Source organism: Nocardia sp. NPDC058480 (genome assembly GCF_042720495.1).
In the GTDB taxonomy this organism is placed as follows: Bacteria; Actinomycetota; Actinomycetes; order Mycobacteriales; family Mycobacteriaceae; genus Nocardia.
Window position 1 is genome coordinate 288,261 of the sequence record NZ_JBHXMN010000007.1, and the last position, 13,773, is coordinate 302,033.

Sequence of the window (13,773 nt, forward strand, 5' to 3'; positions counted from 1 at the left end):
GGGGGTTTCCCCGGTCCCGGCGGGCCCACTGCTGTCAGTCACAGTTGTCCAGTATCGCGTGTGAGCCGGGTCACCGACTACTTGGTGGCCTGGTCGTAGATGACGGCGACCTTGCCGGTGCCCTGCGCGAACAGATCCCTGTCGACGGCCTTCCAGCCACCGAGGTCGTCGATCGTCCACAGCTTGGCCGGGGTCGGGAAGTCCTCGGCGAACTCGGCGGCGACCTTCGGGTCAACCGGACGGAAGCCTGCCTGCGCCCACGCCTTCTGACCTTCGGCGGTGAAGAGGAAGTCGCGGAACGCGGTGGCCTTGGCCAGGTTCTTGGCGTTCTTCAGCACCGCGACCGGGTTCTCGATCTTGAAGGTGGTCGGCGGGTTGATGTGCTCGATCGGGTCGCCGTTGCGCTCGGAGAAGATGGCCTCGTTCTCGTAGCTCAGCAGCACGTCACCGGTGCCCTGCAGGAAGGTTTCGGTGGCTTCGCGACCAGACTTGGGCTGCACCCGCACGTGTTCGGGGGAGATCAGCTGCGACAGGTAGTCGAGACCTGCTTGCGGGTTCTTGCCGCCGTCGCTCTTGGCGGCGTATGGGGCGAGCAGGTTCCACTTGGCCGAGCCGGAGCTGAACGGGTTCGGGGTGACAACCTCGATTCCCGGCTTCAGCAGGTCGTCCCAGTCGTTGATGCCCTTGGGGTTGCCCTCGCGCACCACCAGGGTGACGACCGAGCCGAAGGGGATGCCCTTGGTGGCGTCGGCGTTCCAGCTCTCCTCGACCAGGCCCGCGTCGACGAGGCGGGTGATATCGGGCTCGACGGAGAAGTTCACGACATCGGCCTCGGCGCCGTCCTTGACCTTGCGCGACTGGTCGCCCGAGGCGCCGTACGACGGCCGGACCGCGACATCCTTGCCTGCCTCGGTCTCGTTGAACGCGGACGTGACCAGGTCGAATCCCGGCTTGGGCACGGCATAGGCATAGAGGTTGATGGTGCCCCCACTGCCGTCGGCCACGATGTCGCTGCCGTCGGTCGAGTCACTGGCCCCACCGCCGCAAGCGGTCAGCGCGAGCGCGGCGACAGCAGTGAGAGCGACGGCGGCGGCGCGACGGCGCGAGCCGATCCAGGTATTGCGAGACATCGGGGTGAACCTTTCGGGAAGGACCTGCGGCGCAACATCTTTCGTGGCGGCAGGATTACGCTCATCGATCGGTAGACCTGCCGTGTGCGGAATGCACGACAGTTGGCGCGACTCGGGCCGGTGGCCTCGACAGTGACGGACTTCGACTGCGAAAGGGAAAGCGCGCGCCAGTCTACTGGGCAGAAACGCGCAGACGAGTCCGGTGGCCGATCATCGACAGAGAATGTCAGCGACGGCGAGGTTGCCGACAGCGATCAACGCCAACTCATGGCGGATCTGCGGGGCGACACTCGACGACACAGGCAGACTGTAGCAGGTTGCGACATGATGGTCGCAATCGACGAGAGTTCATCAACCAGGGGGAATTTCATTCTATGACCATGGCTCCAGACCGGGTTCGCACGCGTTTTCCGGAGATCAGCACGCGCGCTTGGGAACACCCGGCCGACCGCACCGCGCTCGTGGCACTGCGCTCACTGAGCGGCTTCGACACGGTGCTGCGGGCGCTGTCGGGATTGCTGCGCGAGCGTCAGCACCGGTTGATGTATCTGGCGACGGCCGTGCGGGTCGACGATCGGCAGTTCCGCACGTTGCACCAGTTGCGCGCGGACTGCGTCGGCGTGCTCGACGCGCAATCCACGCCGGAGATGTTCGTGCTGCAGGACCCGTCGGTGAACGCGTTCACCATCGGGATGGACAAGCCGTTCATCGTGCTCACCACCGGGCTGCTCGAACTGATGGACACCGAGGAGTTGCGGTTCGTCGTAGGCCACGAACTCGGCCACGCGCTGTCGGGGCACGCGGTGTATCGCACGATGCTCATGCACCTGATGCGCCTGTCGGCCTCGGTCGGCTGGATGCCGGTGGGCGGCTGGGCGTTGCGCGCGATCGTGGCGGCTCTGATGGAGTGGAGCCGCAAGTCGGAGCTGTCCGGCGACCGGGCGGGGCTGCTGTGCTGCCAGGACGTGGACGCCTCGGTGCGCGTGCACATGAAGACCGCGGGTGGCGCGTGGCTGCACGAGATGAACCACGGCGCGTTCCTCGACCAGGCCGACGACTACCTGCGCTCGGGTGACCTGCGCGACGGCGTGCTCAAGCTGCTCAACCTGGAATTGCAGTCGCACCCGTTCTCGGTGCTGCGCGCGGCCGAGCTGCGTCGCTGGATCCAGTCCGGCGACTACGACCGGGTGCTCGGCGGCACCTACCCGCGCCGTGAGCACGACCGCAACGCGCGCATCAGCGAGGAGGTCAAGGAGGCGGCCCGGCACTATCGCGAGTCGTTCGATCAGTCCGAGGACATGCTGGTTCGCACGGTGCGCGACCTGGGACGCGATGTGGGCTCAGCGGTGAACACGGTCGGTCAGGAAGTCGGCCGCACAGTATCGGACCTGGGCAAACGCTTCGACGACTGGCGTAAGAACTAGCCGCGGCGCCGGCGCGGGCTTGTGCTCGCGCCGGTTACCGCGTGAAGAACCAGGCGATGACGACGAGAACGAGCAGGGCGAGGAGAGCGAGCTGAACGCGAGAACGTGGCATCAGCGGGCACCGCTGCCGACGGTCGGGCGTTCGGCGAGGGTGACCGGCATCGGCGGTTCGGTGCGATCGTCGCGGCGCAGGACGCGGAAGGCCATGCGCAAGCCGCGGTCGAGTAGGAAAGCGATGGCGAAGCTGATCGGGACCATGCCGACCAGCACCACGAGAAACTGCGGAATGAAGGGCAGCCCGGCTACCCAGAGTTCGAAGCCGTCCCACCAACCTGCGATGCGTTGCACGCCGACCAGCCTAGTCGGTCACCGTGAACGCCCTCGCCGTCCACTCGGCGCAAGCGAATTCCCGGGCCGCGACCAGCGGATCAACCGATATCGCTGCCCACAGCGGTGGACGCGCGCCCGCACCGCCGTGATGATGGGGTATGGAGTCTCCCAGCGTGGACAGCCTGCCGATTCTGAGCCCGGTCTCCTCCAGCGGCCGTCGCGGTGCGTTTCCACCCATCGACGACTACGCCTTCCTGTCCGACTGTGAATCCAGCTGCCTCATCGCCAGCAGCGGCTCGGTGGAATGGATGTGCGTGCCACGCCCCGACTCCCCCAGCGTTTTCGGCGCGGTCCTCGACCGTAGCGCCGGACATTTCCGCATCGGCCCCTACGGCAAGAACGTGCCGGCGGCGCGACGGTATCTGCCGGGCGGGATGATCCTGGAAACGACCTGGCAGACCGAAACCGGCTGGCTGATCGTGCGCGATGCGCTGGTACTCGGCCCGTGGCACAACAACATCGCCCGGTCGAAAACCCACCGGCGCACCCCGATGGACTGGGATGCCGAACACATGCTGCTGCGCACGGTCAAGTGCGTGAGCGGCACTGTGGAGCTGGAAATGAGCTGTCAGCCCTCGTTCGACTACCACCGGGGCGGGGCCAAATGGGAGTACACCGGCAAGGTCTACGAGCAGGCGACCGCGCGGGCGACGAGCGATCCAGCTGTCGGGCCGTCGCTGATACTCACCACCGACCTGCGTCTCGGTTTGGAGGGCAGAGAGGCACGGGCACGCACCAGAATGTCCGAGGGTGACCAGGTGTTCGTCGCGCTGACCTGGTCGGAACTGCCCGCGCCCGCCACCTTCGACGACGCGGCACAGAAGATGTGGGCGACCGCCGAATGCTGGCGACGCTGGATCAACCAGGGCGACTTCCCCGATCATCCGTGGCGCAGCTACTTGCAGCGCAGCGCGCTCACGCTGAAGGGACTCACCTACGCGCCGACCGGTGCACTGCTCGCTTCCTCGACCACCTCACTTCCGGAAACGCCTGGTGGACAACGTAACTGGGACTACCGCTATACCTGGGTGCGGGACGCGAGTTTCGCATTGTGGGGCCTTTACACCCTCGGACTCGACCGCGAGGCCAACGACTTCTTCGCCTTCCTCGATGACGTCACCACCGGCGACAATGGAGAAGCGGTCCCCCTGCAGGTGCTCTACGGGATCGGCGGCGAACGTCGCATCACCGAATACGAGCTGCCCAATCTTTCCGGCTACGACGGCGCGCGCCCGGTCCGCGTCGGCAATGCCGCCTACGACCAGGACCAGCACGACATCTGGGGCACCATGCTCGACGCGGTGTACCTGCACGTGAAATCGCGCGGGCAGATACCGGAATCGCTGTGGCCGCTGCTCGAACGCACCGTGCACGCGGCGATCGCGAACTGGCGCAAACCCGATCGCGGGATCTGGGAGGTGCGCGGTGAACCGCAGGACTTCACCTCGTCGAAGGTGATGTGCTGGGTGGCGCTGGATCGCGGTGCCCGGCTGGCGCAATTGCACGGCCAGCACGAGCGTGCGGCCGAGTGGTTCGAGATCGCCGAGGAGATCCGGGCCGACGTCCTCGAATTCGGTGTCAGCAAGGAGGGCATCCTCACGCAGACCTACGGTGGCGACACTCTCGATGCCTCGCTGCTGCTGGCGGTACTGACCCGTTTCCTGCCGCCCGACGATCGGCGTATCCGCGCGACCGTGCTCGCCATCGCCGACCATCTCACCGTCAACGGGCTCGTGCTGCGCTACCGCACCGACACCACCGACGACGGACTGGAGGGCGAGGAGGGCACGTTCACGATCTGCTCGTTCTGGCTGGTCTCGGCGCTGGTGGAGATCGGCGAACTCGAACGGGCCACCAATCTGTGCGAGCGGCTACTCGGACTGGCCAGCCCGCTGCGCCTTTACGCCGAGGAGATCGACTCGCGCACCGGCCGTCACCTCGGCAACTTTCCGCAGGCGTTCACCCACCTGGCACTGATCAACGCCGTGACCCACGTGATCCGGGCCGAGGACCAGCGCAACGCCGGTCAGTTCCAGCCCGCGCACGCACCGTCGCACCGACCGTGAAGGTCCGATGGCCGCTCAGTAGGTGAGACGCTCGGCGCGGGCTCGCAGCCCGGCCACTGTGCGCAGGCCCGCATCGATCTCGGTGATGCGCAGTTCGCGGTGGTCGCCGTAGCGCAGGCCGGTTTCCTCGGCGGCGCGCAGTGCCTCGTCGGCGGTGCGGCCCACTTCGGCGGCGATCTCGGTGTAGTGGTCGCGCAGCACTCGTTGCAACGAGCGCAGGCGGTTCCGCGATTCCTTGCCCACTTGGAAGATCACGTCATCGGCCAGCCGGGCGACGGCCACCTTGGCCTCGGCCTGCCTGCGCTGCTTGCGGTTCTTACGGTCGTCCCAGAGCGCGTTCACGCCGAGCAGCACACCCGCGCCCGCGGAGTACCAGTTGACCAGTGACATGCCGAGCAGGCTGGTGGCGAGACCGACCATCAGGATGCCACCGTAGGAACCGCGCAGCGCGGTGAGCAGCTGTTGTCCCACACCTGCTTTGGCGCTTTCGAGAGGTTCCAGCGGCTGTACCGGTTCCAGTACTTCGCCGGGGTTGGTCAGTCGCAGTTCGGGCAGTGGCGGGGTTCGGTTGTCCGGCGGGAACTTCGAAGCCACCTGCTCGGTGAGCTCGACGGCACGGTAGTGCGCCATCACGAAGTTCTCCTCGACCGCCTCACAGATCCGCGCATCGAGTTCGGAGGCGAAATCGGCCCACTTGCGGGCGGGATCGGTGCGGGTGATCTCGGCCTCGGCCTCGCGGACCAGCGTGCGCAAGCGGTGCCGCAGATCGTGCTCGATATCGGCGCTGAGCTCGGAACTGCCGTCGACGAGGGTGACCTGCCAGGTGGCGGTGCGCTGGCGCAACTGGTCGGCGGTGGTGCGCGCGGCGGCCAGACGCTGGGTGATCTCGGCGCGCCTGCGCGGGTCGCGCAGCGTATCCGACTCGGCCCGCAGGGTGACGGTGAGCTGGTCGGTGATCAGCGCGATATCGCGCACCGCGGCCGCCACTGCCACCGAATCAGCCTGGGCGACAACATATTCACTCAGATGATCGATGAGCTGGGGCACCCCCGACTCGGCATCACGCTGCTGGTCGCCGCGCTCGGTGGCCTCCCGGTGCAGCAGACCCGAGACGGGCGCCACCGCGAAGTTCAGCCCGGCACCGTCGAGCAGCGTGCGATTGCGCCGCTGGGTCAGCGACCAGTGCGGGTTGCGGTCGATCTTGGTGAGCACGCAGACCACCGCCGGGCACACCTGCTCGACCCGGCGCAGGTAGTCCAGCTGGGCCTCGGTGAGTTCGGCGGCGGAATCCGCGGCGTAGAGGACCACGTCGGCGGCGGCGATCATCGACCAGGCGGCCGCCTCGTGGGCGGTCGAACCCGGCGCGTCCATCACGACGAGACCGTCGGCCAGCAGCGCGCTCGGCTCGGCGAACTCGGCGCGCAGCACGCCGAGGGCGGTCAGGGCGGGCAGCGGGTTCAGCGGATCGACGGGTACCCGTTCGACCCGGCCGCCCGGCGCCGATTTCACCAGCGTCGCCTTCGGCGCCTGGCCGTATTCGACGATCACCGGAACGCTCGGCTTGCCCTCGGTGGCGCTGACCGGGGACCCGACCATGCTGTTGACCAGCGTGCTCATCCCCGCCTGCGGCTCACCGACGACAACGATCCGGACCCGCGGATCGCTGAGCCTGGCCCGCACCATCCCGAGGCGCGCGTCGAGGTCGTTGCGGCCGCCCGAGCGGACCAGTTCCCGCAGTTCGTCGACCAGCGCGACAACGGGAGCCATCACATCCGGATGCTTCACCGTCGCGGTCTGCAGTCCGGCTGCGGCAGACAACTGTTCCTCACTCTCGTCGCATCGAACACGGCCGAAATCGTCGTGTTTCAGACCACGAAGTCATACCCATGGTGCTCGATGGGAAACGCGGAAGCGAGCAAATCGCCACCACCCATGCCCGTATCGAACAATCCGGCCGAAACGCCATGGTAACCGCCGTCGTGCTGGTCGAACTCGGCGGCGATCGGCTTGGTCTCGATGACCGGGGGTTTTACCGGCGCGACGGTGGGCTGCACGGTGACCACCGGCGGTGGGGTGACCACGGTCGGCGGATCGATGTCGACGGTCGGCTGCTTGGTCGGCTGATCGATGGTCGGTTGCTTCGTCGGAGCGGTCGGCTGCTGGGTTGTCACCGGCGCGGTCGTGTGGGGAGCGGTCTGACTCGGCACGTCGACGGTCGGGGTGCTCCCGCCGGTGGAGGGTGTCGTCACGCCGCCGGTGGAGGGTGTCGTCACGCCGCCGGTAGTGCCCGGCTTGGTGGTGATGTCGTCGTCAGGGACGGTCGGCTTGGCCGGCCCGGTCGGCGACACCGTGATCGGCACCTTGGTGTCATCGGGCGCGGTCGGGACCGTGGCCGAGGGGACGGGCAGCTTCACGGTCGTCGGGGTGTCGATATCGACCGTCGGGACCTTGGACGGAACGGTCACCGGCACCGTCGTCGGGGTGCTGCCGCCACCGGAAACATCGGGCAGCACAACGGGTTTCGTAGGCGTGGGCGGGGTGAACAGGGCGGGCACCGAGGCCGCGGGCGCGGTGAGCGGCGAAACGGCATGCTGGCCGAACACATTCGCGATCGGAGTGGAGGCGACGTCGGGCTGGATGGTGGTCTGCAACGGCGTGCTGACCACAGGGTTGACAGCGACCGGCGCGGGCGCGGCGGGCGCGATCGGCGCAGGCACGGGGGCGATCGGGGCCGGGGCTGGCGCGGGAGCCGGGGCGAACGGCGTCGCGGCGACGGGCGCGGGGGCAGGTGCCGCGATGGCGGGGGCAGGCGCTGCGATCGCCGGGGCGGGCGCCGCGGTGCCGGGCAGACCGACGCCCGAGGACGACGATCCGGGCAGGCCGGGAGCACCCGACGACGAGTTGCCGAGACCGGAACCGCCGGACGGCGAGGTGCCGAGGCCGGGCCCGGTCGGCGAGGTGGCCGCCGGGTCGCCGGGAACCTTCAGCCCGTCACCGAGCCACTGGCCGTAGTCGTCGAGCTGATCGCCGACCTGGCCGACCTGCACGTCGACCTTCATCTGCGAGGTGGCCCATACCCCGTCGAGCCCGACGTGGACGTCGACCTGCCAGTCGGTGGTCACCATCGCGCCGACACCGTCGAACATGCCGCCGACACCGTCGAACGCACCGTCGAGATCGCCGATTCCGTTGAACATGCCGTCGGGGGCGTTGGGGCCGGCCAGATCGCCACTGGGCATACCGACGCTGTCATAGCCGGGGATGCCGAAACCCTGTCCGGGCAAGCCGTCGTAGCCCGGAATGCCGATACCACCGCCTGGCAGACCGTCGAAACCGGGCAGGCCGTTGCCAGTGCCAGGGAGGTCGAAGCCGGGGAGGTTGCCCTGGCCGGGCAGACCCTCGAAACCGGGGAGGTCGAAGCCGGGGTCCGGGGAGGTGCCGGGTAGCGGGAAGGCGTTGTCGCCGTAGCCGGGTCCGGCCGGTGCGTGCCCGTAGGCCGGAATGCCGATACCGCTCGACGGCTCGTCGCTGCCGGGGATCCGGAATTCGCGATCATCATCGGAACCGGGAATCTCTGGGCGCCAGCCGGATTCGTCCGGCGCCGCGACCATCGAGGCGTCGGCCTTCGGCGGCGCGAAGAACGGCGTGTGCGGCACGACGGGGGCAGGCGTCGGCTCGACGGCCAAGTCGGGGAAGGTCACGATGGGGCTGGGTGCGTCCGGGCTCGGATCGGTGGGCACGGTCTGCTGAGACCAGCCCGCGTACCGGCTGTCGGCATTGCTGGTGCCCGGCTCGCGCGTGGTCCCGTTGGCCGCGACCAACGCGCCACCGGTGACGTAGGCGCCAGCCCTGGCCACCCTGGCCACGCCGTTGGCGATCCGGTAGGCCGTGTCCGACCCCTCCGACCCCTCTGCGCGCGCGGCACCGTCATCGAAAGGCAGATCACGCGTCATCAAAGCTCCAACATCGCATCGCTGTGGTTCCCCACCACAAACAGCGGCGAAGTGAGGCCCATCCAACACTATTTCCCGGACATCGGCCTGTCATTTCGTCCAGGCCGGTTGGTACTCACCTTATGGCGAGCAACATCTTTCGGCGAGCCCGGGGAATCAGGGGCGCCGACGATCCCAAGAGAACTCTAACGATTGCTCAACGACGCCTGAAGTTCGGCGCCATAACGTCGGTGCTCGCCGGCCGAGGAGGTCGGTGAAACGCATAGTCAGGAGCCCGATCATGACCGCACTCGCCACCCGCAATCGCGTCAAGGCCGCCGCACTACTCGGCGGCGCCGCCGTGATCACCGCCACTGTCACCGGCGTCGCCTCCGCCGATCCGGGCGACCGTCCCGACGACGGCCGGGCAACCACGATCATCTGCACCGCGCCGGGCGGCGCCGACGTTCCCGGACCGCCCCCGCTGTCCGACGGGCCTCGTGTGCACTTCGAGCACACCGTTCCCGGCCGGCCCGGCCATGAGTCCGGTCAGATCCGCATCGAACGCGCGGCGCCGGCACCGGGACACCCCGCACCGCCGATGGACGGTCCGGTGGAATGTCAGCAGATCCACCCCGGCGGTGCGCGAACCAGCGTCCCCGCGCCCGGTGGCTTCACCGATGCCGTCCCGGCGCCGGCAACCGGTTCTGCCGACACCCAGCCCGCACGACCGTTCTGACCAGCGCTAACAAGGGAAAACACTAGGGTGAGTGCATGACGGGACAGCAGATCTTGGTCGTCGACGACGAGGTCCGCGTGCTCGCGTCGCTGCGGCGCGGCCTCGAGCTCTCCGGCTTCGAGGTGATCACCGCGCCCGACGGCGCCCGTGCACTCTCCCTAGTGGGTTCCGCCGCGCCCGACGCCATGGTGCTCGATGTGAACATGCCCGAACTCGACGGTGTCGGCGTCGTCACCGCACTGCGCGCGATGGGCAACGACATCCCCATCTGCGTGCTCAGCGCGCGCAGTGCGGTCACCGACCGGATCGCCGCGCTCGAGCGTGGCGCCGACGACTATCTGACCAAACCGTTCGATCTGGGCGAGTTGGTCGCGCGGCTGCGCGCGCTGTTGCGGCGCAGGCCGGCAACCGTCACCGCCTCGACCGACACGATCCAGGTCGGCGAGGTGGTGATCGATCTGACCGGGCATCGGGTGCACGCGGGTTCGGCGCCGGTCGACCTCACCAAACGGGAGTTCGAACTGCTGGCGATGCTGGCCCGCAATACCGGGATCGTGCTCGGGCGCGAGCAGATCCTGTCGACCGTCTGGGGTTACGACTTCAACACCGACACCAATGTGGTCGATGTGTTCGTCTCGTATCTGCGACGCAAATTGGAGGCCGACGGTGTCGGGCGGGTGGTGCACACCGTGCGCGGGGTCGGGTTCGTGCTGCGGGATCAGCCGTGAAGGCTTCCTGGTCGCTGCGGGTCCGGGTGGCGCTGGTATCGGCCGTGGTCGCCGCGATCGTGGCGGTCACCCTCGGCCTGACCTACGGCGCGCTGCTGAAGGTGGCGGGTACCAGCCAGCTCGATCAGACCGTGTCCAGCATGCGGGTGCAGGTCGCGCAGCGGTTCGACGGTGATCGCCCGAGTCCACCGTCCGAGCTCGGGGCTCCTGCCGTACCCGGGCCTGCGGTCCTCGCACCGACCATCCCTCGTGAACACACGATCGTGGTCCCTGGCACAGCTGCGAACGAATCGCTGGCGCTGGTGCAGGGCGCGCCGGGTCTGGTGGTCCGGCTCGATCCCGATCGCGAACTCGTCGACGCCGCCATCACCCGCAGCCAGCTGATCGGACTCGGCATCGGGGTGGCCGGGGTGATCGCCGCCGCCGTATTGGGTTGGGTACTGGCCGGATTCGCCGCCAGACCACTGCGCAGGCTGGCCACCGCCACCCACGAAATCGACACACTCGACGAGTTGCCACCGCTGTCGGGACGTGGCGCCAAGGAAGCCGAGGAACTCTCCGACGCGATCAACCGAATGCTCGCGCGCCTCGAGACCGCGCACGGCGAGACACGGCAGGCGCTGGCCAGTGCCCGCGACTTCGCCGCCGTCTGCGCCCACGAACTACGCACCCCGCTCACCGCGATGCGCACCGACCTGCAGGTGCTCGCGGGCACCGAACTGCCCGCCGACCAGCGCGGCGCCGTCCTGGCCGACGTGCTGGCCGCCGAGGGCCAGATCGAGCGCACCCTCACCGATCTGGAACGCCTCGCCGTCGGCGAGCTCACCGATCACGGTGCGTTCGAACCGTTCGAACTGTGCGAAATCCTCGACCGCTCGGTACAGAACGCGCGCCGCGCGAATCCCGGCGTCGACATCACGCTCACCGCGTGCGATCCGGTCCCGGTACACGGGTTGCCCGGCGGGATCATGCTGATCGTGACCAATGCCGTAGCCAACGCGGTCCTGCACGGGCACGCCACCGAGGTCACCGTCGCCGCGCGGGCCACCGGCAACGGCGCGTCGATCACCATCGACGACAACGGCGCAGGCATTCCGGAATACCTGTCCCCCACCGCTTTCGACCGCTTCGCCAAACGACCGGGCTCCCCCGGCTCCGGCCTCGGCCTCGCACTGGTTCGCCAGCAGGCCGAATTGCATTCCGGCACAGCCGAACTCGACCGGAGCCCGCTGGGCGGTGTCCGCCTGCGGGTGGAAATAGCTCAGGCGCCGGTGAGCACCGGCGCCTGAGTTGTCGTGCTGGGGGCTTGCCTACTTCTTGGGCTTGTCCGAATCCGAGGACAGTGCTGCCACGAAGGCTTCCTGGGGGACCTCCACGCGACCGATGGTCTTCATGCGCTTCTTGCCCTCCTTCTGCTTTTCGAGCAGCTTGCGCTTACGGCTGATATCGCCGCCGTAGCACTTGGCGAGCACGTCCTTGCGGATCGCCCGGATGTTCTCGCGGGCAATGATCTTCGCGCCGATCGCGGCCTGGATCGGCACCTCGAACTGCTGACGCGGGATCAGTTCGCGCAGCTTGGTCGTCATCTTGTGGCCGTAGGCCTGCGCGGCGTCGCGGTGCACGATCGCGCTGAACGCGTCGACGGCCTCGCCCTGGAGCAGGATGTCGACCTTCACCAGATCGGCTTCCTGCTCGCCCGCCTCTTCGTAATCGAGGCTGGCGTAACCGCGGGTACGTGACTTCAGCAGGTCGAAGAAGTCGAAGATGATCTCGGCCATCGGCATCGTGTAGCGCAGCTCGACGCGGGTCTCGGACAGGTAGTCCATGCCGCCCAGCTCGCCGCGGCGCTGCTGACACAGCTCCATGATCGAGCCGATGAACTCACTCGGCGAGATGACGGTGCACTTCACGATGGGTTCGTACACGTGCCGCGACTTGCCCTCGGGCCAGTACGACGGGTTGGTGACGACGTGTTCGGTGCCGTCTTCCATCTCGACCCGGTACACCACGTTGGGCGCGGTCGAGATGAGCTCCAGATCGAACTCGCGCTGCAACCGTTCGCGGGTGATCTCCATGTGCAGCAGACCGAGGAAGCCACAGCGGAAACCGAAGCCCAGCGCCACCGAGGTTTCCGGCTCGTAGGTGAGCGCGGCATCGTTGAGCTGCAGCTTGTCCAGTGCGTCGCGCAGATCCGGGTAGTCGGAGCCGTCGACCGGGTACAGACCCGAGTACACCATCGGGCGCGGCTCGCGGTAGCCGGTGAGCGGCTCGGCAGCGCCGTTGCGGGCGCTGGTGACGGTATCGCCGACCTTCGACTGGCGCACGTCCTTCACGCCGGTGATCAGGTAACCGACCTCGCCGACGCCGAGCCCCTGAGTGGCCTTGGGTTCGGGCGAGACGATGCCGACCTCGAGCAACTCGTGGGTCGCACCGGTCGACATCATCTTGATCTTCTCGCGCGGCGAGATCTTGCCGTCGACCACGCGGATGTAGGTGACGACGCCGCGGTAGGTGTCGTAGACCGAGTCGAAGATCATCGCGCGAGCGGGTGCGTCGGCGTCGCCTACGGGAGAGGGAACGGCCTCGATCACCTTGTCCAGCAGTTCTCGCACGCCGACACCGGTCTTACCCGAGACCCGCAGCACGTCGTCCGGCTCGCAGCCGACGATGTGGGCGATCTCGGCCGCGTACCGATCGGGATCGGCGGCGGGCAGGTCGATCTTGTTCAGCACGGGAATGATCGTCAGATCCTTCTCGAGCGCCAGATACAGGTTCGCGAGGGTCTGTGCCTCGATGCCCTGCGCGGCATCGACCAGCAGAATCGCACCCTCACAGGCCTCGAGCGCGCGGGAGACCTCGTAGGTGAAGTCGACGTGGCCCGGAGTATCGATCATGTGCAACACGTACTCGGTGCCGTCGACCGGCCACGGCAACCGCACGTTCTGCGCCTTGATCGTGATGCCGCGCTCGCGCTCGATGTCCATCCTGTCCAGGTACTGGGCGCGCATGGCCCGCTCCTCGACCACACCGGTCAGCTGCAACATCCGATCGGCCAGGGTCGACTTGCCATGGTCGATGTGGGCGATGATGCAGAAGTTCCGGATCCGGGACGGATCGGTGAACGTCGTATCGGCAAAACTGGAAGCCACTCCACTCCTCGCGGGGTATAGGCGAACTGCGCCCATCGTCCCATGCACCCAGCTAGACCCCTGCCACCGGTGCACCGGACCGTGAGTCGACGACACATTTCGCCCAGCTAGACCCCTGCCACCGGTGCACCGGACCGTGAGTCGACGACACATTTCGCCCAGCTAGACCCCTGCCACCGGTGCACCGGACCGTGCGTCGACCCCTCATTTCGCGC

At 67.8% G+C, this 13,773-nt stretch carries 11 protein-coding genes; 5 read left to right on the forward strand and 6 right to left on the reverse strand.

What is annotated here, in order from left to right:
- Positions 1 to 77: 77 nt before the first annotated feature.
- The gene (locus ACFWO8_RS19575; protein ID WP_378952835.1) at positions 78 to 1,130 is read right to left on the reverse strand and encodes a sulfate ABC transporter substrate-binding protein; all 1,053 of its coding nucleotides are present in this window, start codon (positions 1,128 to 1,130) and stop codon (positions 78 to 80) included.
- Positions 1,131 to 1,340: 210 nt separating this feature from the next.
- The gene (locus ACFWO8_RS19580) at positions 1,341 to 1,430 is read right to left on the reverse strand and encodes an Ms4533A family Cys-rich leader peptide (protein ID WP_019045829.1); all 90 of its coding nucleotides are present in this window, start codon (positions 1,428 to 1,430) and stop codon (positions 1,341 to 1,343) included.
- 74 nt (positions 1,431 to 1,504) lie between these two features.
- Here ACFWO8_RS19580 and ACFWO8_RS19585 point away from each other — a divergent pair, with 74 nt between their 5' ends.
- Positions 1,505 to 2,554 (forward strand): M48 family metallopeptidase, encoded by a 1,050-nt coding sequence (locus ACFWO8_RS19585; RefSeq protein ID WP_378952838.1) that lies wholly within the window; start codon positions 1,505 to 1,507, stop codon positions 2,552 to 2,554.
- Between the two features lie 111 nt (positions 2,555 to 2,665).
- Here ACFWO8_RS19585 and ACFWO8_RS19590 read toward each other — a convergent pair whose 3' ends face one another.
- Positions 2,666 to 2,902, reverse strand: a complete 237-nt coding sequence (locus ACFWO8_RS19590) for a hypothetical protein (RefSeq protein WP_194828689.1) — start codon at positions 2,900 to 2,902, stop codon at positions 2,666 to 2,668.
- A 140-nt stretch (positions 2,903 to 3,042) separates the two neighbouring features.
- On the opposite strand from ACFWO8_RS19590, the gene ACFWO8_RS19595 reads away from it, so the two are divergent.
- Entirely contained in the window at positions 3,043 to 5,010 is a 1,968-nt protein-coding gene (locus ACFWO8_RS19595; protein ID WP_378952842.1) for a glycoside hydrolase family 15 protein, read from the forward strand.
- Positions 5,011 to 5,025: 15 nt separating this feature from the next.
- On the opposite strand, the gene ACFWO8_RS19600 is transcribed toward ACFWO8_RS19595, so the two are convergent.
- Together ACFWO8_RS19600 and ACFWO8_RS19605 are read right to left on the reverse strand one after the other, a co-directional pair.
- Positions 5,026 to 6,828, reverse strand: coding sequence for a hypothetical protein (locus ACFWO8_RS19600; protein WP_378952845.1), 1,803 nt, complete (start codon positions 6,826 to 6,828; stop codon positions 5,026 to 5,028).
- A gap of 47 nt (positions 6,829 to 6,875) precedes the next feature.
- Complete coding sequence (locus ACFWO8_RS19605; RefSeq protein ID WP_378952848.1) at positions 6,876 to 8,963, reverse strand: hypothetical protein; 2,088 nt, start codon at positions 8,961 to 8,963, stop codon at positions 6,876 to 6,878.
- 280 nt (positions 8,964 to 9,243) lie between these two features.
- Between ACFWO8_RS19605 and ACFWO8_RS19610 the strand changes: the two genes are divergently transcribed.
- Genes ACFWO8_RS19610 through ACFWO8_RS19620 form a run of 3 tightly spaced genes read left to right on the forward strand, consistent with a single transcriptional unit; the run spans position 9,244 to position 11,698 of the window.
- Positions 9,244 to 9,681: a hypothetical protein gene (locus ACFWO8_RS19610; protein ID WP_378952851.1), complete on the forward strand. Its 438-nt coding sequence runs from the start codon at positions 9,244 to 9,246 to the stop codon at positions 9,679 to 9,681.
- A 35-nt stretch (positions 9,682 to 9,716) separates the two neighbouring features.
- Complete coding sequence (locus ACFWO8_RS19615) at positions 9,717 to 10,409, forward strand: response regulator transcription factor (RefSeq protein WP_378952854.1); 693 nt, start codon at positions 9,717 to 9,719, stop codon at positions 10,407 to 10,409.
- Positions 10,406 to 11,698, forward strand: coding sequence for an ATP-binding protein (locus ACFWO8_RS19620; RefSeq protein WP_378952857.1), 1,293 nt, complete (start codon positions 10,406 to 10,408; stop codon positions 11,696 to 11,698). Before ACFWO8_RS19615 ends, ACFWO8_RS19620 begins: the two co-directional genes overlap by 4 nt.
- A 21-nt stretch (positions 11,699 to 11,719) precedes the next feature.
- On the opposite strand, the gene lepA is transcribed toward ACFWO8_RS19620, so the two are convergent.
- The gene (lepA, locus tag ACFWO8_RS19625) at positions 11,720 to 13,594 is read right to left on the reverse strand and encodes a translation elongation factor 4 (RefSeq protein WP_378952860.1); all 1,875 of its coding nucleotides are present in this window, start codon (positions 13,592 to 13,594) and stop codon (positions 11,720 to 11,722) included.
- Positions 13,595 to 13,773: the final 179 nt, after the last annotated feature.

What these genes read in the sequence shown, in the direction of transcription:
- ACFWO8_RS19575 (WP_378952835.1), bottom strand. Translation starts at nt 1,130, where the DNA reads ATGTCTCGCAATACCTGGATCGGCTCGCGCCGTCGCGCCGCCGCCGTC.
- ACFWO8_RS19585 (WP_378952838.1), top strand. Translation starts at nt 1,505, where the DNA reads ATGACCATGGCTCCAGACCGGGTTCGCACGCGTTTTCCGGAGATCAGC.
- ACFWO8_RS19595 (WP_378952842.1), top strand. Translation starts at nt 3,043, where the DNA reads ATGGAGTCTCCCAGCGTGGACAGCCTGCCGATTCTGAGCCCGGTCTCC.
- ACFWO8_RS19605 (WP_378952848.1), bottom strand. Translation starts at nt 8,963, where the DNA reads ATGACGCGTGATCTGCCTTTCGATGACGGTGCCGCGCGCGCAGAGGGG.
- ACFWO8_RS19610 (WP_378952851.1), top strand. Translation starts at nt 9,244, where the DNA reads ATGACCGCACTCGCCACCCGCAATCGCGTCAAGGCCGCCGCACTACTC.
- ACFWO8_RS19615 (WP_378952854.1), top strand. Translation starts at nt 9,717, where the DNA reads ATGACGGGACAGCAGATCTTGGTCGTCGACGACGAGGTCCGCGTGCTC.
- lepA (WP_378952860.1), bottom strand. Translation starts at nt 13,594, where the DNA reads ATGGGCGCAGTTCGCCTATACCCCGCGAGGAGTGGAGTGGCTTCCAGT.